Source organism: Actinocorallia sp. A-T 12471, assembly GCF_033875155.1.
In the GTDB taxonomy this organism is placed as follows: Bacteria; Actinomycetota; Actinomycetes; order Streptosporangiales; family Streptosporangiaceae; genus Actinocorallia.
The window spans coordinates 56,220-75,241 of sequence record NZ_JAWZTE010000014.1; the positions used below are offsets into that span (position 1 = coordinate 56,220).

Annotated in this window: 18 protein-coding genes; 11 read left to right on the top strand and 7 right to left on the bottom strand. The window is 72.2% G+C overall.

Features of this window, described 5'->3' with window-relative positions; translation table 11 throughout:
- Positions 1-237: 237 nt before the first annotated feature.
- Positions 238-627, top strand: coding sequence for a hypothetical protein (locus tag R9X44_RS30310; protein ID WP_319817758.1), 390 nt, complete (start codon positions 238-240; stop codon positions 625-627).
- A 148-nt stretch (positions 628-775) separates the two neighbouring features.
- Here R9X44_RS30310 and R9X44_RS30315 read toward each other — a convergent pair whose 3' ends face one another.
- A complete protein-coding gene (locus tag R9X44_RS30315; protein WP_319817759.1) occupies positions 776-1,231 on the bottom strand; it encodes an Lrp/AsnC family transcriptional regulator in 456 nt (151 codons plus the stop codon).
- Between the two features lie 93 nt (positions 1,232-1,324).
- Here R9X44_RS30315 and R9X44_RS30320 point away from each other — a divergent pair, with 93 nt between their 5' ends.
- Positions 1,325-1,768: a rhodanese-like domain-containing protein gene (locus tag R9X44_RS30320; RefSeq protein ID WP_319817760.1), complete on the top strand. Its 444-nt coding sequence runs from the start codon at positions 1,325-1,327 to the stop codon at positions 1,766-1,768.
- A 64-nt stretch (positions 1,769-1,832) separates the two neighbouring features.
- Positions 1,833-4,670, top strand: a complete 2,838-nt coding sequence (locus tag R9X44_RS30325) for an ATP-binding protein (protein WP_319817761.1) — start codon at positions 1,833-1,835, stop codon at positions 4,668-4,670.
- Between the two features lie 170 nt (positions 4,671-4,840).
- Here the strand turns inward: R9X44_RS30325 and R9X44_RS30330 are convergent, their stop codons facing one another.
- Together R9X44_RS30330 and R9X44_RS30335 are read right to left on the bottom strand one after the other, a co-directional pair.
- A complete protein-coding gene (locus R9X44_RS30330) occupies positions 4,841-6,622 on the bottom strand; it encodes an FAD-dependent monooxygenase (protein WP_319817762.1) in 1,782 nt (593 codons plus the stop codon).
- 109 nt (positions 6,623-6,731) lie between these two features.
- Positions 6,732-7,193, bottom strand: coding sequence for a VOC family protein (locus tag R9X44_RS30335; RefSeq protein WP_319817763.1), 462 nt, complete (start codon positions 7,191-7,193; stop codon positions 6,732-6,734).
- Between the two features lie 506 nt (positions 7,194-7,699).
- Here R9X44_RS30335 and R9X44_RS30340 point away from each other — a divergent pair.
- The gene (locus R9X44_RS30340; protein WP_319817764.1) at positions 7,700-8,557 is read left to right on the top strand and encodes a protein kinase; all 858 of its coding nucleotides are present in this window, start codon (positions 7,700-7,702) and stop codon (positions 8,555-8,557) included.
- 3 nt (positions 8,558-8,560) lie between these two features.
- Here the strand turns inward: R9X44_RS30340 and R9X44_RS30345 are convergent, their stop codons facing one another.
- The 3 genes from R9X44_RS30345 to R9X44_RS30355 form a co-directional block, all read right to left on the bottom strand.
- Positions 8,561-9,151: a TetR/AcrR family transcriptional regulator gene (locus R9X44_RS30345; protein WP_319817765.1), complete on the bottom strand. Its 591-nt coding sequence runs from the start codon at positions 9,149-9,151 to the stop codon at positions 8,561-8,563.
- Between the two features lie 76 nt (positions 9,152-9,227).
- Positions 9,228-10,166, bottom strand: coding sequence for a 3-carboxyethylcatechol 2,3-dioxygenase (locus tag R9X44_RS30350; protein WP_319817766.1), 939 nt, complete (start codon positions 10,164-10,166; stop codon positions 9,228-9,230).
- Between the two features lie 11 nt (positions 10,167-10,177).
- Complete coding sequence (locus tag R9X44_RS30355; RefSeq protein ID WP_319817767.1) at positions 10,178-11,152, bottom strand: zinc-binding dehydrogenase; 975 nt, start codon at positions 11,150-11,152, stop codon at positions 10,178-10,180.
- A gap of 102 nt (positions 11,153-11,254) precedes the next feature.
- On the opposite strand from R9X44_RS30355, the gene R9X44_RS30360 reads away from it, so the two are divergent.
- Genes R9X44_RS30360 through R9X44_RS30390 form a run of 7 tightly spaced genes read left to right on the top strand, consistent with a single transcriptional unit; the run spans position 11,255 to position 16,899 of the window.
- Positions 11,255-12,595, top strand: coding sequence for an SRPBCC family protein (locus R9X44_RS30360; protein ID WP_319817768.1), 1,341 nt, complete (start codon positions 11,255-11,257; stop codon positions 12,593-12,595).
- Complete coding sequence (locus tag R9X44_RS30365; RefSeq protein ID WP_319817769.1) at positions 12,592-12,927, top strand: Rieske 2Fe-2S domain-containing protein; 336 nt, start codon at positions 12,592-12,594, stop codon at positions 12,925-12,927. The genes R9X44_RS30360 and R9X44_RS30365 overlap by 4 nt, the downstream gene beginning before the upstream one ends.
- A gap of 1 nt (position 12,928) precedes the next feature.
- Entirely contained in the window at positions 12,929-14,137 is a 1,209-nt protein-coding gene (locus R9X44_RS30370) for an NAD(P)/FAD-dependent oxidoreductase (RefSeq protein ID WP_319817770.1), read from the top strand.
- Positions 14,138-14,157: 20 nt separating this feature from the next.
- Positions 14,158-14,730: a 3-phenylpropionate/cinnamic acid dioxygenase subunit beta gene (locus R9X44_RS30375; protein WP_319817771.1), complete on the top strand. Its 573-nt coding sequence runs from the start codon at positions 14,158-14,160 to the stop codon at positions 14,728-14,730.
- A 20-nt stretch (positions 14,731-14,750) separates the two neighbouring features.
- Positions 14,751-15,611: an alpha/beta fold hydrolase gene (locus tag R9X44_RS30380; RefSeq protein ID WP_319817772.1), complete on the top strand. Its 861-nt coding sequence runs from the start codon at positions 14,751-14,753 to the stop codon at positions 15,609-15,611.
- Entirely contained in the window at positions 15,608-16,438 is an 831-nt protein-coding gene (hcaB, locus tag R9X44_RS30385; protein ID WP_319817773.1) for a 3-(cis-5,6-dihydroxycyclohexa-1,3-dien-1-yl)propanoate dehydrogenase, read from the top strand. Before R9X44_RS30380 ends, hcaB begins: the two co-directional genes overlap by 4 nt.
- A 17-nt stretch (positions 16,439-16,455) precedes the next feature.
- Complete coding sequence (locus R9X44_RS30390; RefSeq protein WP_319817774.1) at positions 16,456-16,899, top strand: hypothetical protein; 444 nt, start codon at positions 16,456-16,458, stop codon at positions 16,897-16,899.
- Positions 16,900-17,376: 477 nt separating this feature from the next.
- Here the strand turns inward: R9X44_RS30390 and R9X44_RS30395 are convergent, their stop codons facing one another.
- Positions 17,377-18,927 carry an AMP-binding protein gene (locus R9X44_RS30395; protein WP_319817775.1) on the bottom strand — a complete coding sequence of 517 codons (1,551 nt, stop codon included), beginning with the start codon at positions 18,925-18,927 and terminating at the stop codon, positions 17,377-17,379.
- Positions 18,928-19,022: the final 95 nt, after the last annotated feature.

Below are 19,022 nucleotides of genomic sequence, written 5' to 3' on the forward strand. Positions count from 1 at the left end.
CCGGTGTTCCCCCGGGACGCGGTTGACGCGGGTTTCGCGGGTCGTGAAGGCGACAGGGGCGTGGGGCGTGGGGATGTGCGCCGATCGAGCGTCCGGACGGCGAATTGTGCGGGTTTTCTGCGGAGTTGGGGGCGCTTTGGGGGTGTACGACAAGATCATTATGGGATTGTCACGTCCTGTGAGAGTGTGGGCACTGTCAGTCACTTTCCGTGACATACGTGACGAGGGGGAATCAACATGAAGGCGACCTCGATCGCACGGCGCATCGCCGTGGCGGGAGCCATCGTAGGCGCGGCGATCCTAGGGGCGTCACCCGGCGCATCGGCGGCCGCGGTGCCGACGAGCAGCAGCGGGCACGGACACCACCACGGCCACCATGGCGGCGGCCACCACGGCTGGAACCACGGCGGCTGGAACCACGGCGGCAAGCACCACGGCCACCGGCACCACGGCGGCAAGCACGGCGGCTGGGGCGGTCACCGCCACGGCGGCAAGCACCACGGCTGGGGCGGCCACCGGCACGGCGGCAAGCACGGTGGCTGGCACGGCGGCGGGCACCGCGGCGGTGGCTGGGGCGGCCACGGCGGCTGGGGCGGCCACGGCGGCGGCTGGGGCGGCCACCGGTAGGACCCAGGACCACGCCGTCCGGTGACGTCGTCGTGACGACCGGACGGGGTCCGCGAGAAGGGCTCTCTCCTCGGAGGGGGCCCTTCCTCGTGCTCCCGGCCCGGTCTTCGTGCTCCCGGCCGGATTCTTTCGGCGTCGCGGTCCGGGTCTACTCGCGGGGCGAGGTGAGGATGCGGCGGGGGAGCGGGCTCGAGTAGACGACGCTCGTGGTGATCGAGCCGAGTCCCGCGATCCGCCCCGTCGTCTGTTCGAGGTGGCGCATCGAGCGGGCGACGACCTTGAGCATGAAGCAGTCCTCGCCCGTCACGTGGTGCGCCTCCACGATCTCGGGGGTGGTGTCGAGCAGGTCGTGGAAGGGCTTGTAGTTGCCCGTCGGGTACTTCAGCCGGACGAAGGCGAGGATCGTCAGGCCGAGCCCCTCGGGATCGACGGTCGCGGCGTAACCGGTGATCACCCCGGTCTCCTCAAGCCGGCGGACCCGTTCGGTGACGGCGCTCGCCGACATGGACACGGTCCTGGCGAGCTCGGCGTAGGTGGCCCGTCCGTCGCGCTGGAGCGCCTCGAGCAGGCGGAGATCGGTCTCGTCAAGGGATTCAGCGGTCACCGCCGATTTCTACCATGGGATTCACGGTGATCGGCGGGTAGCGCAGGGGATCGTCACTTCCGGGGCGGGACGCCGAAAAATAACCTTTCTGGCATGTCTTCCGCATCTCCCGTCCTCAGCACCCCGCCCGCCCCGTCCGCCGACGCCGTCGCCCACTTCGCGGCACGGCTCGCCTTCGAGACCGACGTCGCCGACGTCAGGGCGGCCCTCGCCTCGGGCGACCCGGGCTTCGTCCTCGTCGACTCGCGCGACACGGCAGCCTGGGACCAGGGCCACATCCCCGGCGCACTGCACCTCCCGACCGCCGAGATCCCCACCCGCGCCCGCGACCTCCTCGACCCCGCGGTCCCCGTCGTCACCTACTGCTGGGGCCCGGCCTGCAACGGCGCGACCCGCGCCGCCCTTGCCCTCGCCCGCCTCGGCTACCCCGTCAAGGAGATGCTGGGCGGCATCGAGTACTGGATACGCGAGGGCAACCCCACGACCACCCGCGGCTCACGGCTCGACCCCCTGACCGCCCCCGCGTGCGGCTGCTGATCCAGGCCGTCGAGCGGAGCGGAATGTCAGAGGGCTGCGGCAAGATAGCACTATGTCCGGTTTGATGGCTTCTGATCTGGTGGGGCGCTCCGCTGAGCTCAGGGCGCTCGGCGACGCGCTCGCCGACGCGCGCGGCGGGGAGTCGCGGGCGCTGCTGCTCGGGGGCGAGGCGGGGGTCGGCAAGACCCGGCTGGTCCGGGAGTTCGCCGCGCAGGCCGAGGCAGAGGGGGCGCGCGTCCTCGTCGGCGGCTGCATGGAACTGGGCGTCGACGGCTTCCCGTTCGCGCCCTTCACCGCGGTGCTGCGCGCGCTGGTCCGCGAGATGGGGGCCGAGGGCGTCGGCGCGCTCCTCGACGGCCGCACCGACGGCCTCGCCAGGCTCCTCCCCGAGTTCGGCGACGCGGTCTCCGGCGAGCCCGGATACCTCCAGGTGCGCCTCTTCGAGCAGGTCCTCACCCTGCTCGACAGGCTCGCCGCGCGCGGCCCCGTCGTCCTGCTGATCGAGGACGCGCACTGGGCCGACAAGTCGTCGCGTGACCTGCTGACCTTCCTCGTCCGCAACCTCGGCGCGGCGGCGTCCCTGCTGATCGCCGTCACGTTCCGCTCCGACGAGCTGCACCGCGCCCACCCGCTGCGGCCGCTGCTCGCCGAGCTGGCCAGGATCGACCGCGTCACGCGGTGCGAGCTGGGCAGGCTGACCCGGCGCGAGGTCGCCGAGCTCATGCGGAACCTGCGCGGCAGCGAGCCAGAGCCGCGCCGCGTCGGGCAGTTCTACGAGCGCAGCGAGGGCAATCCCCTGTTCGTCGAGGCGCTGATGGACGCCGACGGCCAGATCGCCTGCGAGCTGCCCGAGTCGCTGCGCGACCTGCTCGTCGCGGGCGTCCAGCGGCTGCCCGACGACACCCAGGAGCTGCTGCGGATCGCCAGCGCGGGCGGCGCGCGGATCGAACACCGGCTGCTCGCCGCCGTCAGCGGGTTTGACGAGCGCGGCCTCACCCGCGACCTGCGGCCCGCCGTCGAAGGCAACGTCCTCGCTGTCGACGGAGAGGGCTACGCGTTCCGCCACGCCCTCATCCGCGAGGCGCTGCATGACGACCTCCTGCCCGGCGAGCACACGAGGCTGCACACCCGCTACGCCGAGGTCCTCGAGGACGACGCAACCCTCGTCCCGCCCGGCCGGGCCGCCGCCGAACTCGCCTTCCACTGGCACGCCGCGCACAACGTCGAGTGGGCGTTGATCAGCGCATGGCGCGCGGCCGCCCAGGCCGAGAAGTCCGCCGCCTACGCCGAGCAGCTGCGTTTCCTGGAACGCGTCCTGAAACTGTGGGACCGGGTGCCGGACGCGGACGAGAAGATCGGCACGTCGGTCCTCGACGTCATGGACGAGGCGGTGTGCGCCGCCGAGCTGGGCGGCGCGAGCGACCGCGGCATCAAGCTCGCCACCGAGCTGCTGCGCACGATCGGCGACGCCGAGCCCAAGCGCCGCGCGTCACTGCTCGAGCGGCGCGGCAGGCTCAGGCACCGGGAGGGCCATCCGGGCTGGCTCGACGATATGCGCGACGCCGTCAAGATCGTCGGCACCCTCGAACCGGACACGAGGATCGCCCGCATCCTCGCGAACTTCGCCCAATACATCTACAAGAGCTGGCACAACGACGAGGCGGCCGGCATCGCCGGACACGCGCTCGACGTCGCCCGGCGCGTCGGCGACCTGTACTCCGAGGCGAGCGTGCTGCTCACCCTCGCCTGCCTGGACAGCGCCTCGGCTTACGGGGAGGGTTCGCCTGCCGTCCTGGCGGAGGCCGAGAAGATCGCGACCGAGCACGACTTCGTCCAGCTGCTGCTGCGCACGGCGGTCAACCGGTCGCACTTCCTGGAGGGCGCGGGACGGCACGCCGAGGGCGCGGAGGTCGCCCGCGAGGGCATGGAATGGGCCCGCGAGTGGGGGCTGTTCCGCACCCAGGGCTCCTTCCTCGCGATCAACCGCGCCGAGTCGCTTTACTCGCTCGGCCGCTGGGACGAGGCGCGCACCGCGATCGAGCAGGGCATGCACGTCGACCCGCCGCTCGCGCACCAGGCGTGCCTGCTGGAGATCGACGCCGAGATCGCGCTCGGCCGTGGCAGGTACGAGGAGGCGGCGACGCTGCTCGAAAGGTGCCGCCAGACCCGTGCCTGGGAGGTCGACAAGCGGCTTCAGGAGTTCATCCCGCTGCTGCGCGCCGAGGCCGAACTCGCGCTCGCGCGCGGCGACGCCGAAGCCGCGCTGCGCAGCCTCGCCGAGGCGCTGCCGCTGTCGGGCAGGCCGGACGACTCCCGTTACACCTGGCCCGCCCTCATCACCGCGGCCCGTGCCGCGCGGACCGCGCGGCAGCTCGCCCCGTTCGCCGAGCGCGCCGCCGCGACGTCCGTCTACGGCCGCCTGCAGGCCGCGCAGCGCGCCACCTTCGACGCCGAGGCCGCCCGGCTGACCGGCGGCCGCCCCGACTGGGGACCCGTCATCGAGGCATGGGAGTCCGTCGGCCAGCCGTACCCACTCGCCCACGCCCTGCTGTCCGCCGCCGAGTCCGCCGCCGCCCACGGCGACCGCGCCCTCGCCCGCACCCGCGCCTCTCAAGCCGCCGACCTCGCCGCTTCCCTGGCCGCCACCCCCCTCCAATCCCGCGCGAGAGCCCTGACCCGCCGCCTGACCACAACCTCCCCCTCCCACGGCCTCACGGCCCGAGAACTAGAAGTCCTGACCCACCTCTCCGAAGGCCGCACCAACCGCGAAATCGCCCAAAACCTCTTCATCTCCACCAAAACCGCAAGCGTCCACGTCAGCAACATCCTCGCCAAACTGGGCGCATCCTCCCGCACCGAAGCCGCCGCCACCGCCCGCCGCCTGAACCTCCCCACCCCCTAACCCCGAGGCTCGGTCCCACGGCCCGACTGTCTCGGCTCGGCGCTTTGCCCGGCGGGCCCGGTCCGTCGCCTCGCCGCCGCCTCGATCGGCCCGGCGTGGTGCGGTGGCTTGGTGGGTGGACCGCCGTGGGCACGGGCCTCGGGAGGAGGGGCGTGCCCACGGCGGGGGGGTTAGGCCGGGAGGCCCAGGGTTGTTCGGAGGGCGTTCCGCAGGGTTGTGCGGGGGTCTTCTGTGGTGGTGGGGGAGCGGAAGAGGATGTGGCCGTCGGGGCGGACGAGGACCGCGCCCTTGTCGTCGTGGCCGCGGAGGGCTTGCCAGGCGCCGGTGGGGTCGGTCAGGTGGGCGTTCGGGCCGATCAGGTAGGCGTGGATGTCCAGGTTGAGGTCGAGGGCCAGGGCTTGGGCGGCGTCGGCCCAGGCTGCGCCGTCGGAACCGGCGAGGAGGAGGAAAGCGCCGGGCGGCAGGAGGTCGTGTGTCGCGACGCGGTAGCCGTCGCGTTCCAGCCACGCGTGCGGCATCCGCGCGCCGGGACGCGTCGTCTGCCGGTAGTCGAGGCCGAGCGGGTCGCGCTCCGGGGGCGGCGTGCCGTCGGCGACGACCGCGGCCGAGCCCTCGTAGACGTAGCCCATCTCGACGTCACGGGCCTGGAACTCGGTCCGCTGGATCGCCAGGAACTCGCGCAGCCGGGCGAGCTGGGCCGCGCCCGACGGCGTGTCCGCGAGGGTCGAGTGGAACGCCGCGAGGTTCGCCTCGACGGGCGCGCCGGGCAGGATGCCCCATCCGGTCTGGACCGCGAGGTGGTTGGTGAAGGTGAACAGCGCCCAGTCGATGTTGCGCGCCGCGACCGGGCGGCGCTCGGTCTCGTAGCTGTCGAGCAGCGAGTCGTCGGCCAGGCCCGCGAGCACCGCCGCGAGCTTCCACGTGAGGTTGTGGGAGTCCGCCGCGCCCGAGTTGAGCCCGAGTCCCGTGGTCGGCGGGTGGCGGTGCGCGGCGTCGCCGACGAAGAACACGCGGCCGAGCCGGTAGCGCTCGGCGAGCACGCCCTCGATGTTCCACTCGCTGACCCGCAGGATCGTGCCGCGCAGATCGTCGATCTTGAGGATGTGCCTGACCTGCGCGAGGGCCTGCTCGTCGTCCCAGTCCCGCGCGCCGAGGTCGACGCCGATCGGCACCACGATGTTCAGGTGCCACTCCTCGGAGTGACGGTTCCAGTTCTTCGGCCCCATCGCGACGAGCCCGCCCTGGACCATCTGCCCCTGCGCGTCCGGACGCACGATCAGCCTGATGAGCGAGGTGTCGTCCTGCACGTAGGGCGCGAGGTCGGCGGCGAAGTGCACCCCGACGACCCTGACGAACGGCGGCTCGCCCACGAGCCGCATGCCGAGCGCGGGCCCGACCGAGTTGCCGCCGTCCGCCGCGATCAGGTACTTGGCGCGCACCTCGAACTCGCCGTCCCCGCCCCGGACTGTCGCGGTGACGCCGTCGTCGTCCTGCGCCACCGCAACCATCTCGTGCCGGAACATGACGCGCTCAGCGCCGTACCGCTCGGCGTGCTGGCGCAGCAGCGGTTCAAGGTGCTTCTGCGCGAGGTTGCCCGACTTGTACCCACTGGTCCGGTCGTAGGCGGGCTGGAGCGCTCCACCGCCGAACGCGTCCCAGGTGTAGACGAGCCGCCGGTCGTTGAGGTCGTCGCCGCCCAGCGACGTGTACAGCGCGGTCGACGCCATGTTGCCCTGCGGCGCGCCCGCCTCGTAGATCGCGTCGGCGATGCCGAGCTGGCCGAAGATCTCCATCGACCGCGAGTTGAGGTAGTGCGCCTTGGGCAGCTTGGACGTGCCGTCGCGCCGCTCCACGAGCAGCGTCGAGACGCCCATCTGCCGGAGCTGGGTGAACGCGGTAAGACCGGCCGGGCCCCCTCCCACGATCAGGACGTCGACATCCCAGTCGGCCATGTCTTAACCTCCATTGCGACAGCGAACCGGGGTATACCCCGGTTATATTTGATAACAACATAGTGACCTCCTTAACACCGGTCAACAGCTTCACCCTTCCCGGCTGTGGCTAGTCGAGGCAGAACTCGTTGCCCTCGGGGTCGAGCATGACGATGTGGCCCGCACCGAACGGGGGAGCGGGCTCCTCACGACGCAGCCGCTTCGCCCCGAGCGCGATCAGCCGGTCGCACTCGGCTTCCAGCGCCGCCATGCGCTCCGCCCCCTGGAGGCCGGGGGCCGCGCGGACGTCGAGGTGCACCCGGTTCTTGACGACCTTGTCTTCCGGCACCCGCTGGAAGAACAGGCGTGGTCCCGCGCCCTCCGGGTCCTCGATCGCCGAGCGGCTGTTGCGGTGCTCCTCCGGGACGCCGACGCGGGCGAGGAAGTCGTCCCAGGCGGCGAGGGGATCGGCGTCCGCCGCCAGCTCGACGCCGGGCGGGCCGGGGTGGACGTACCCGAGCACCGCGCACCAGAAGGTCGACAGCGCCCCCGGGTCGTGGCAGTCGAAGGTGATCTGTACATGGCGGCTCATCGGTGACGCTCCATTCATCGTGTCGGCGTGCGGTCGGGCCCACTTTCGCACGGCCCACCGACAGAATCCGGCGCCCCGCCCGGACCACCCCTGACGCCTCCGACCTCACGTTTCCTGAGGCGTCTTAGACCGCCTTAGCCGGACATAAGCCGTCTAAGGCGCACCCAGGCGGCTCGGGGATAAGGCATTCGGACGATGTCCGGCGCAGGGCTTAGCGCGAGGTTGGAGGTGTCGGAAGAACCGAAGACCCAGAGCGGAGCCCAGGGATGCACCCCGATTTTGTGAAGCAGGCCGCCAAGGACCACGTGGAGATCATCACCGGAAGGACCGGCCTGCTCAAGCTGCTGAAGAAGAAGCTGTGACGCCCCGGCCACGACGACGGCCCCGCCGCTGAGCGCGGTACCGGGCGGGGCCGTCGGATGGCCGAAGTCGGACATCGGTGAACTGGGGGTGGCGAAGGGGCGTCGGATGCGTGGGGGGCAGGGTCGGGCGTCGGGAGGGGACTCATGGTCGCGGTGGCGGGAGACGGCGTCGGAGGGCAGCCGTCCGGGTGGACGTCCCCGGTGGACGACCCGGCGGAGGTGGGCGGGTGCGCGCTCGACGCGGTCATCGCCAGGGGCGCGGGCCCCGGCGGCATGAACACGGTGTACCGGGCGATCGCGCCCGACGGCTCCCCCCTGTCGCTGACGGTCCTGCGCGGTGAGGGCTACGAGCATTGCGCCGCCCAGTTGGAGGCCGCGCGCAGGGCCGACCCCCCGGCGTCGGCGCGGATCGTCGCGTGGCGGCTGGACGGCCCCGAGAAGTTCGTCATCCGCGAGTACGTCCACGGTAGGGACCTCGCCGCCTACGCCACGACTTACGGCCCCGTAGCGGGACGCGACCTGCAACGCCTCGCGATCGGCGTGGCGGTGACCCTGAACGGCCTGCACAGGCACGGCCTCGTCTACGGCGTACTCAAGCCGAACGACGTGGTCCTCACCGAGTCCGGCACCGTCCTGTGCGGGGTGGGCCTGCCCGACCCGCCCGACCAGGAGCACGCCGACCCGCTCGGCGGCATGCAGAAGATGCTGAGCCGCCCGCCGGAGAGCCTCTTCGGGGTCGGCCCCTCGGCGGCCTCCGACGTCTACGCGTGGGGCTACCTCGTCGCTTTCGCCGCGGGAGGCGGCCGCCACCCCTACCCCTCCGCAGGTGACGCCGTCGCCGGTTTCGACGCGATCTGGCGCACGTCCCCGGACTTGTCCGCGCTGCCGGAGGCCCTGCGCCCCCTCATCGGCGCGGCGATGGCCCGCGAGCCCGACGCCCGCCCGTCGATCGACAGGGTGCTCGCCGCGCTCGCCGACCTCGTCCGCGACGGCGCAGTCTGACGCCTAGGCCCGCAGCCGCGCGAGCAGCGTGTCGAGCATCCTGAGCTGCCGTCCGCCGTCCCACCGCTGCGGTTCCATGACGGCGACGACCTGCGCGCCGAGCAGCGCGGACAGCAGTTCGTCCACGAGTGGTTCGAGCTCGGTCCCGTCCGGAATGTCCCCCTCTTCGGCGGCCTGGCCGAGATACCCCAGAATCCACCCCCGCCAGACGGCCATGGCCCGCGCGTTCACCGCCGACAGGACGGGATCGGCGGTCGTCCGCCCCCAGAACGGCAGGACGATCTTCGCCTCGAGCAGCCGCGTCTGGTCAAGCGGCAGCACTTCGAGGCAGAACAGCCGGAGCGCGGCGAGGCCGGTCGCGTCGCCCATCGCCGCGCCGATCCGGCTGTTGGTCTCCTCGTAGACGAACTCGAACGACGCGCGCAGCAGGTCGTCCTTGCCCTCGAAGTAGTGGGTGAGCGCGCCGTTGGCGAATCCGGCCTCGCGGGCGATCTCCCGCATCGTCGCGCCGTCGATGCCGTGCTCGGCGATGAGCCTCCAGGTCGCGTGGATGATCTCGCGGCGGCGTGCGGAGTGGTCGACGAGCTTCGGCATGGGTCCTCACTGATGGGCGTCGGGGCCGCACCAAGCTACGCGATCCCCCGCCCGCCGCGCCGGAAACCCGGGAAGGTCAGACCGTGCGGGACGTCGTGACGCCGAAGCCCGCTATCCACTCGGGTATCGCCTCGTAGAAGCGCGCGGTCATCTCGTAGGGGCCGGACGCGGCGAGGGCCGCGTGGGCGGCGATCCACGTGCGCACCTCGTGGGCCGACCCGCCGCCCTGCTCGCCCATCCACGCGACGGTCCACGAGCCGAACGCCGCGAGTTCGTTCTTCGCGAGATGGTCGAGCAGCAGATTGTCCCATTCCGGATTGATCGGAATCATCCGCGACGAACCCGCCGCGTAGTCACGCCCGGCCTGCACGACGCGTTCCTCGCCCCGCGCCCGCTGCTCCGGCGTCGGCCGACGCCCCTCGATGAGCGCGTCCGCGACCCGCGGGGGAGCCCCTTCCAGCACCGGAACCGGCGGATCATGCGAAAGCCCCCCGGACCCGACGAACAGCACACGCTTCCCGAGCCCGGCCGCGGCCCGCCCGACCGCGTCGCCGAACGCCAGAATCCTGCTGACGGGCCCGAGCGGCGTCGCGACCCCGTTGACGAACACGGGCACGACCGGCACCCGGTCGATCCCCCCGAACAGCACCTCAAGCGGCTGTGCGAACCCGTGGTCGACGGTCATCCGCGCCGACACGGTGAGGTCGACCCCCAGGTCGAGCACCCCCCGCGCCAACGCGCGCGCCGCCTCCCCGTCCACCGACAGCGGCCCCGCCGCCGACCCGAAGTCCCCGACGGCATGTGCCTCGGTCGCCAGACAGAACGGAGGCATCTCCCGGTAAAAGAACCCGTTGTAATGGTCAGGCGCGAACAGCACGACAAGTTCGGGCGCGAACTCCGCCACGAACCGGCGCGCCCCCGCGATCGCGGCGTCCACCCGCGCGAGCACTTCGGCCGGGGGGTCGTTCTTCCCGATCAGCGGCGAATGGGACAGCCCGACGGCTGCTGCCTTCATCTGCGTCTCCTTCACGCGTGGGGGTGGACGACGAGCTTGCCGGTGAGCGCGCCGTCGATCATCAGCTGGAAGCCCTTGTGGATCTCGGCGAGCGGCAGCACCCGGTCCACCACGGGACGGACGCCGGTCGCCTCCATCATCCGCAGCAGCGCGACGAGCTCGGCCCGCGTGCACCCGGTCGAGCCGAGCACGCTCTGCTGCTGGTAGAACACCCTGCCCAGGTCCGCCGGAGGGTTCGTCCCACTGGTCGCCCCCGCGACCACGACGACGCCGCCCGGCCGAAGGCACCTCAGCGAGTGCCCCCAGGTGGCCTCCCCGACGGTCTCGACCACCACGTCCACCTTCTCCGGCAGCCGCTCCCCGGTCGGCACGGCGGCCCGCGCCCCCCACGTCAGCGCCTCAGCGCGCTTGCCCTCACTCCGGCTCGTGGCGTACACGACGGCCCCAGCGGCGGCGGCCAGCTTGATCGCCGCCGACGCCACCCCGCCGCCCGCACCCTGCACGAGCACCCGGTCCCCCGCGGTGATCCGCGCCCGCGTGAACAGCATCCGATAGGCAGTCCCCCACGCGACGGGCAGGCAGGCCGCCTCGTCGAACGACAGCCACGACGGCTTGGGCACGAGGTTCCCGGTCGGAACCGTCAGATACTCCGCGAAAGCCCCGTCATGCCGCTCGGACAGCAGCGCGCGTGCCGGGTCGAGCGTGACGTCGCCGCCGCCCGCCTCGGCGTCGCCGAGCACGGGATGGACGATCACCTCAGCGCCGTGCTCGTCGTACCCCGCGGCGTCACAGCCGAGGATCATCGGCAGCCGGTCGGCGGGGTGTCCGACGCCGCGCAGGGTCCACAGGTCGTGCATGTTGAGCGACGACGCCATGACCTTGACCAGCGACCAGCCGGGCGCGGGGGTGGGTACCGGGACTTCGCGCAGCTCAAGACCGGAAAGGGGGTCCGAGGCGCTCTGGGAGACGGCGGTGGCAGCGAGCATGCCCAGAGACTCCCGTGCGCCCCCGGCCCGGCTACAGTCCGTGTTCCGCCCTGCGGCACACGCAGTTCCGACGCGCGGGGCCCACCGGGTTCCATGCCTTCCATGAGCTCCTCCACCGAACCCGTCACGGCGACCCCGCGCGGCGCCCTGCGCCGTCCCGCGGAGCCGGCGAGGAACGTTGACGTCGCCGGGCTTGTCGACGCCGAGGGCGGCCTGCTCGATCGCGCGGTCTTCACCGACGAGCGGATCTACCGCCAGGAGATGCGCCGGATCTTCGCCCCGAGCTGGCTGTTCCTCGCGCACGCCGACCAGTTCCACCGCCCCGGCGACTTCTTCACCACGTGGATGGGCGAGGACCCGGTCATCGTCACGATGGACAAGGGCCGCAGGATCAGGGCGTACCTGAACTCGTGCCGCCACCGTGGCGCGCGGGTGTGCCGTGCCGACTTCGGCACGACGCGCAACTTCACCTGCACCTACCACGGCTGGTCGTTCAACCTCGAGGGCGACCTGGTGAGCGTGCCGAACCGGGAGGGCTACCCCGAGACCTTCGACACCGCCCAGTGGGGCCTTGTCGAGGTGCCGCACGTGGCGACCTACCACGGGCTGATCTTCGGGACGTGGAACCCGTCGCCGGTTCCGTTGCGCGCGTCGCTGGGCGACATGGCCTGGTACATGGACGCGATGCTCGACCACGACGCGCACGGCACCGTCGTCGTCGGCGGCGTCCACAAGTGGGTGCTGGAAGGCAACTGGAAGCTCGCGGCCGAGCAGTTCGCGACCGACTGGTACCACGTGAACATGAGCCACGCCTCGGCCCTGACGGTGCTGGCGAACGGCGGAAAGCCCAAGCAGGAGATCGTGCACCGTACGGGCCGCCAGTACGTCGACCCGAACGGGCACGGCGCGGGCTTCCCCGTCCACCCGCGCAACCGGTTCGACGCCCAGGCCGTCCACGACTGGACGGACTACGCCGCCCTCCGCGAACGCCTTGGCGACGCCCGCGTCGAGGGCCCGCTGACCAACGGCCACGCGACGGTCTTCCCGAACTTCTCCTACCTGCCCGTCAACGGCTCGATCCGGATCTGGCACCCCAAAGGCCCGGACCGGATGGAGGTGTGGGCGTGGACCATCGTTGACGCGTCGATGCCGGAGGAGGTCCGCGAGGCCCAGCGCCTGTACAACCTGCGCACCTTCGGCCCGAGCGGCGTCTTCGAGCAGGACGACGGCGAGAACTGGTCGGAGGTCCAGGCGATCGCGCGCGGTTTCGTCACCAACTCGGTCGCCCTGAACTACCAGATGGGCATGGGCAGCGAACGCGAGGACGGCCGCTACCCCGGAAAGACGAGCGAGCTGTACTCCGACGCGGCGGGACGGTCGTTCTACGCGCGCTGGCGGCAGCTCATGAACACCCCAGCTTGGCACGAGGAGGACCCGGCATGAGCGCCGGAATCAGGGTCGCCGCGGTCGCGGACATCCCCGAAGGCGAGGGCCTGAAGATCGACCGGAGCCTCACCGGCACCGACGACCACATCGCCCTCCTGCACGACACCGACGGCTCGATCTGGGCCCTTGACGACACATGCCTGCACGGCGACGCGTCACTGTCGGAAGGCTGGGTCGAGGACGGCTGCGTCGAGTGCCCGTTGCACACGTCCAAGTTCTGCCTGAAGGACGGAAAGGTCCAGGGCCTGCCCGCCACCGAGGACCAGCGCCCGCACCGGGTCGAGGTCCGCGACGGCGAGGTCTACCTGTTCCCCGGAGAGGCCCCCTGACATGTCCGACATCGCGCACGTGGTGATCGTCGGCGGCGGCCTCGCCGGGGTCAGTACGGCCGCCGCGTTGCGGTCCGCCGGATACGACGGCGTACTGCACCTCGTGGACGCAGGGGAGTTCCCCTACGACAGGCCACCGCTGTCCAAGGACTTCCTGCTGGGGTCCAAGGACCTCAAGCGGATAGCACTCCAACCCGAGGAGTGGTACGCCGACCAGGACATCCGCCTCATAACCCGCACAAGAGTCACCGCGATAGACGACGGCTCGGTGACGCTCTCCGACGGCGGCGTCCTCACCGCCGACCGCGTCATCCTCGCCCCGGGAGGAGACGCGGCACGCCCCCCGATCCCCGGCGCGGACGGCCCCCGCGTCCACGTGCTGCGCGACGCCGAGGACGCCGAACGCCTCGGCGCGGCCCTCGTCCCCGGCGCGCGGGTCCTCGTGGTCGGCGGCGGCCTGATCGGCGCGGAGACGGCTTCCACGGCGCGCGCGCTCGGCTGCGACGTCGTCCTCGCCGAACCCGCGACCCCCCTTGAGGCTGCGGTCGGCCCCGTCATGGCGCGCTGGCTGCACGCGATGCACCCGGCGCGCGGGATCACCACCCTGACCGCGCGCGTCCTCGCCTTCCAGGACGGCCCCGACGGCATCGCGGCACGGCTCGAAGGCGAGAACACACCCCGCCTTTTCGACGCCGTAGTGATCGGCGTAGGGCTCGTCCCGCGTACCGGACTCGCCAAGGCGGCTGGCCTTGAGGTCAACGCCGGGATAGTCGTCACCGAGGGACAAACAACCGCGAACCCGGCGATCCTCGCGGTCGGCGACTCCGCACGCCGCCGCGTAGACGGCCTCCTCAGACCCTGCGCCGGGCACTGGGAAGCCGCACAACAAGACGGAAAGCGTGCCGCCGCCACGATCCTCGGGCGGCCGCTCCCGCCCGAGAGCGCGTCATGGTGGTGGAGCGACCGGCACGGCGTCCACGTCGAGGCCGTCGGCTCGATGGCCGCCGCCGACACCACGGTCATGCGCGGCGAGCCGGAACCGTCGTTCGCGGTGTTCGGCCTGCGCGGCGGCAGGGTCGTCGCGGCCGCCTCGGTGGACGACCCGGCGGCTGTCCGCGCAGCCCGCCGACTGATCGACCGCGCAGTCGAGGTCGACGCCGCCGCGCTCGCCGACCCCGCGACCGACCCGCGCAGGCTGCTGCGCCGGTGACCGAGACAGAAGGGACACCCGTGAGCATCACCGCACCCGACGCCGCGCAGGCCGGCCGGCCCGCCGACCGCGACACCCACTTCGCGGTCGAGCGCTTCTACTACCGCGAGGCGTTCCTCCTCGACGAGGGCCGCTACGCCGACTGGCTCGACCTGCTCGCCGACGACCTCGACTACTGGATGCCGACCCGGACCAACCGGCTGCGCCGTCAGCAGGCACTCGCGGTCGCCGCGCGCGGGGAGGCGGCCTACTACGACGAGACCAAGGAATCGCTGGCCTGGCGCATCCGCCGGTTCGACTCGGGCATGGCCTGGTCGGAGGACCCGCCGTCGCGGACCCGTCACCTGGTGACGAACGTGCTCGCCGAACACGTCGACCCGGCGGAGCATCCGGGGTTCACCGCCGCCGACCTGCTGGTCCGCTCGGCCTTCCTGGTCTACCGCAACCGGCTGGAACGCGAGGAGAACGTGTTCGCCGGAAGCCGCACCGACGTCCTGCGCCGCACCGACGACGGCGGCCTGCTCGTCGCAAGGCGCACGATCCTGCTCGACCAGAACGTCCTTCTCGCCAAGAACATCTCGACGTTCTTCTGATCCTTCATGTGAGGTTACGCGTGACCGAGACCGAACCGATCACCCGGCATGTGGTGCCGACGTCCCTGGGCGACATCGCCGTGGCCGAGGCGGGCGCGGGACCCGTCCTGGTGATGCTGCACGGCGGCGGCCCGGGCGCGTCGGGCGCCAGCAACTACCACCAGAACCTGCCCGAGCTGACCAAGCGGTTCCGCGTGGTGCTGCCCGACCAGCCGGGTTTCGGCGGCAGCTACCGGCCCACCGAGGCCGATCTCGACGCCCGCTCGATCACCGAGATCACCGTGGACGCCCTCTTCCAGGCCCTCGACGCGCTCGGCATCACCACGTTCCACCTGCTCGGCAACAGCCTCGGCGGCGCGGCCGCCATCGCGATGGCGCAGACCAGGCCCGAACGGGTGACCGGCCTCGTCCTGATGGCCCCGGGCGGCGGCTGGCTCCCGTTCGGCCCGACCCCGACCGAGGGCCAGAAGGAGATGTTCCGGTACTACAACGGGACTGGCCCGTCGGAGAAGAAGATGGCGAACTTCATCCGGACCATGGTCTTCGACCACAGGCAGTTCGGGGCTGACGTCGTCAAAGCGCGCTACGAGGCTTCCCTGGACGAGAGCCACATCGCCTTCTACCACCGCTACAACGCGGCGTTCGCCAAGCGGCACGGCATGGACCCGCTCTGGCGCGACATGCACCGGATCAAGGCCCCGACCCTGCTGCTGTGGGGCCGCGACGACCGCACGATCACCCTTGAGGGCGCGCAGCTCATGCTGAAGCAGATCCGTGACGTGCAGCTGCACGTGTTCGGGAACTGCGGGCACTGGGTCCAGCTTGAGCGGGCCCGCGAGTTCGAGCGGCACGTCGCGGACTTCCTCGGGGACCTGGCGTGAGCGGGTGGCTCGCGGGCTACGCGGTCCTGATCACCGGGGGAGGGTCGGGGATCGGCAGGGCGGTGGCCGACCGATTTGTCGCCGAGGGCGCGTCAGTGGCGGTGTTCGGGAACGACCCGGCACAGCTCGCGGTCGCGGCGGCCGGGTCGCCGGACCCGTCGCGGGTGCTGACGGTCGAGGGCGACGTGCGCTCGTCCGCCGACCTGCACCGGGCCGTCGCCGCGACGGTCGAACGGTTCGGGAAGCTCGACACGCTCGTCGCCAACGCCGGGATCTGGGACTTCCAGCGGCAGCTCACCCGCCTTGATGCCGCAGCGCTTGAGGCGACCTTCGACGAGGTCTTCGCGGTCAACGTCAAGGGCTACCTCCTCGCCGCCGAAGCCGCCTGGCGTGAGCTGGTCCGGACGCGCGGCAGCATCGTCATGACGCTGTCGAACGCCTCCTTCTACGTGAACGGCGGCGGACCCGTCTACACGGCCTCCAAGCACGCGGCCCTCGGCCTCATGCGGGAGCTCGCCTACGAGCTCGCGCCCAAGGTCCGCGTCAACGGCGTCGCCTGCGGCGGCATGAACACCGACCTGCGCGGCCCCGCGGCCCTCGACCTCGGCGAACGCTCGATCGGCGCGTCGTTCGCCAGACGACGGCCCGACGCGCCGCCGTCGATCCCGCTGCACGACTCGAGTACCGACCCGCGCGACTTCACCGCCTCCTACGTGCTGCTGGCGTCCCGCGAGCAGAGCGGCCCGATCACCGGCCAGGCGATCTCGGTCGACGGCGGCATCGGCGTCCGTGGGTTCGCGGCCCCGGCCGGCGGCGACCACCTCTGACCGAAAGGACGACCCGCATGACAGTGCCGCCGCTCCCCGCCCTCACCCCGCGACCACCCTGGACGGCGGTCCACGAGCCGTGGGGCCGCGCCCGCGGCGTCCTCAGGCTCAGCCGCCCCGACGGCGCCCACGCCGAAGTCCGGGTCGAGCGCTGCGCCGCAGGACGCCTCAGCGCCGCCTACCCCATCAGCGCGCTGGACGTAGAGATCTCCCTCCTCTCCACCACCCCCGCCGCAACGGAAGCGCTGAACGCGGTAGTAGAAGCGATCTGGACGGCCGAACCACGCTGCCGCCGCATCGTCCTGGCCGCCCCGAACACCAAGACCGAAACGACAGCCCTCCGAGCAGGCTTCCGCCCCACAGTCGAGATCGACCTCCCCAACGGCCCAGTCACCCTCCTCGTCCGCGAACCCCCCTGGGCCACCCACGTCGACATGGATCTCACCCGCATCCCCACCTGACCCCGCACCCACCCCACGAACCCCTCCCACGGCCCGCCCGGCCTCCGCGCGGCTCGCCCTCCGCGCGCGTCGCGCCGCTCGACCTGGCGTCCGCGTGCGGCCCATCCCACGGGCACGCGCGCTGCCCGACCTGGCGTCCGCGCGCGGCCCACCCCCACGGGCCCGTCGCACCGCCTGCCCCGGCCTCCGCGCGGCTCGCCCTCCGCGCGCACCGCGCTGCCCGACCTAGCGTCCGCACGGGGCTCACCCGACGGGCCCGTTGCGCCGCCCGCCCCGGCCTCCGCGCGGCTCGCCCTCCGCGCGCGTCGCGCCGCTCGACCTGGCGTCCGCGTGCGGCCGACCCCCACGGGCCCGTCGCACCGTCCGTCCCGGCCTCCGCGCGGCTCGCCCTTCGGGCGCGTCGCGCTGCCCGACCTGGCGTCCGGGCGCGGCCCATCCCACGGGCACGCGCGCTGCCCGACTTGGCGTCGGCGCGGCTCATTCCGGGGTGCCGTAGCGGGTTCGGAGTTCGGCGCGGTGTAGTTTGCCCGTCCGGGTGCGCGGCAGTGACGGCACTACCTCGGCGGTGTGCGGGATCTTGTAGCGGGCTAGGCCGCCGTCGAGGCAGGACAGGACGGTGTCCGGATCGAGGGTGATCCCGTCGGCGGCGACGAGGAGGGCGTGTCCGACCTCGCCCCAGTCGGGATGCGCGACCCCGACCACCGCGCACTCCGCGACCCCGGGCACCTCCGCCAGCGCGAGCTCGACCTCGGCCGGGTAGATGTTCTCCCCGCCGGAGATGATCACCTCCTTGAGCCGGTCCACCACCTGGAGCACCCCGTCGATCCGGGCCCTGACGACGTCGCCGGTCCGCAGCCACCCCCCGTCGAACGCCGCCCCGGTCTCCTCAGGCCGCCCCCAGTACCCGGCCATCAGGTTCGGCCCCCGCACCTGAAGTTCGCCGGTCCCCTCCGGCGATCCGGCCAGTGCCGCGACCCGCACGTCGGTGAAGAAATGCGGCACGAGCCCGTCACACCCCTCCACGAGCACCCCCGGCGCGGCCTCGGTGAGCCCGTACCCCTCCCGCACGACGACGCCCCGCGCCGCATACCGCTCCTTCAGCCCCGACGGCACGGGCGCGCCCCCGCACAGCAGCGTCCGCAGCGACGAAAGGTCGGCCTCCTCGAACTCGGGCAGCGCGGCGATCCGCTGGAGCATCGTCGGCACCGCGAACGTCGCGGTGACCCCGAGCCGCGCGACGAGGTCGAGCGCATGGGACGCGTCAAAGGAATCGACAAGGACGCAGGTCCCGCCCTTCAGCAGGACCGGCAGCGCGAGCATGCCGAGCGCGGCGGCGTGGAAGAGCGGCGCGGCCACCAGCGCGACCTCGTCGCCGGTCAGGTCCACGTCCACGAGCACGTTGAGGCAGTTCCACAGCACCGCCCGGTGGGTGAGCACCGCGCCCTTCGGCCGCCCGGTCGTGCCTGAGGTGTACAGGATGAGGCACGGGTCGTCGGGCGTGACGCGCACCGCAAGCGGCGTGCTCTCGGCCGCCGCCAGCACTGCCTCGTACACGGCGTTCCCGACCTGCCGCACCGGGACCTGCACGGCGAGCGCGGGCGGCGGCACGAGCGCGTCGCGCAGCAGAATCCGCGCGCCGCAGTCCGCGAGCTGGTGGTCCAGCTCCGACGCCGTCAGCAGCGTGTTCAGCGGCACGAACACGCCGCCGAGCAGTCCCGTCGCGACAAGGCACTCGAGGAACCCCGGCCGGTTCGGCCCGAGATAGGCCACTCTGTCGCCCGGGCCGACCCCGTCGGCGCGCAGCGCGTGCGCGAGCCGCCGCGCCCGCTCGTCCAGGTCGGCGTAGGTGAGTTCGGCGCTGCGCGCGGACTCCTGCGCGCCGGGTTCGTACCGCACCGCGACCCGCGAGCCGGTCCGCGCGGCGCGCCGCGCGATCCACGCCGCGACCCCGACGGGCTCGGCCGCACCGCCCCCGGCCTGCGGTTCGGTGGGCAGTTCAGCGTGCGGGTCGAGCAGGTGGTCGCGCATGTCCGCTCCCGTCAGTGACGTCGGTGAAGTCTCGGAAGTGCGCGTTTTAAATGGCGCATCCCGGCAATTGCTACGGATGGCAACATCATAGTTAC

Bases quoted from the DNA above. Each gene is read 5' to 3' on its own strand.
- R9X44_RS30365 (WP_319817769.1), top strand. From the start codon at position 12,592: ATGAGCGCCGGAATCAGGGTCGCCGCGGTCGCGGACATCCCCGAAGGC.
- R9X44_RS30345 (WP_319817765.1), bottom strand. From the start codon at position 9,151: ATGCCGAAGCTCGTCGACCACTCCGCACGCCGCCGCGAGATCATCCAC.
- R9X44_RS30370 (WP_319817770.1), top strand. From the start codon at position 12,929: ATGTCCGACATCGCGCACGTGGTGATCGTCGGCGGCGGCCTCGCCGGG.
- R9X44_RS30350 (WP_319817766.1), bottom strand. From the start codon at position 10,166: ATGAAGGCAGCAGCCGTCGGGCTGTCCCATTCGCCGCTGATCGGGAAG.
- R9X44_RS30330 (WP_319817762.1), bottom strand. From the start codon at position 6,622: ATGGCCGACTGGGATGTCGACGTCCTGATCGTGGGAGGGGGCCCGGCC.
- R9X44_RS30360 (WP_319817768.1), top strand. From the start codon at position 11,255: ATGAGCTCCTCCACCGAACCCGTCACGGCGACCCCGCGCGGCGCCCTG.
- R9X44_RS30320 (WP_319817760.1), top strand. From the start codon at position 1,325: ATGTCTTCCGCATCTCCCGTCCTCAGCACCCCGCCCGCCCCGTCCGCC.
- R9X44_RS30355 (WP_319817767.1), bottom strand. From the start codon at position 11,152: ATGCTCGCTGCCACCGCCGTCTCCCAGAGCGCCTCGGACCCCCTTTCC.
- R9X44_RS30310 (WP_319817758.1), top strand. From the start codon at position 238: ATGAAGGCGACCTCGATCGCACGGCGCATCGCCGTGGCGGGAGCCATC.
- R9X44_RS30335 (WP_319817763.1), bottom strand. From the start codon at position 7,193: ATGAGCCGCCATGTACAGATCACCTTCGACTGCCACGACCCGGGGGCG.
- R9X44_RS30395 (WP_319817775.1), bottom strand. From the start codon at position 18,927: ATGCGCGACCACCTGCTCGACCCGCACGCTGAACTGCCCACCGAACCG.
- R9X44_RS30325 (WP_319817761.1), top strand. From the start codon at position 1,833: ATGGCTTCTGATCTGGTGGGGCGCTCCGCTGAGCTCAGGGCGCTCGGC.
- R9X44_RS30340 (WP_319817764.1), top strand. From the start codon at position 7,700: ATGGTCGCGGTGGCGGGAGACGGCGTCGGAGGGCAGCCGTCCGGGTGG.
- R9X44_RS30390 (WP_319817774.1), top strand. From the start codon at position 16,456: ATGACAGTGCCGCCGCTCCCCGCCCTCACCCCGCGACCACCCTGGACG.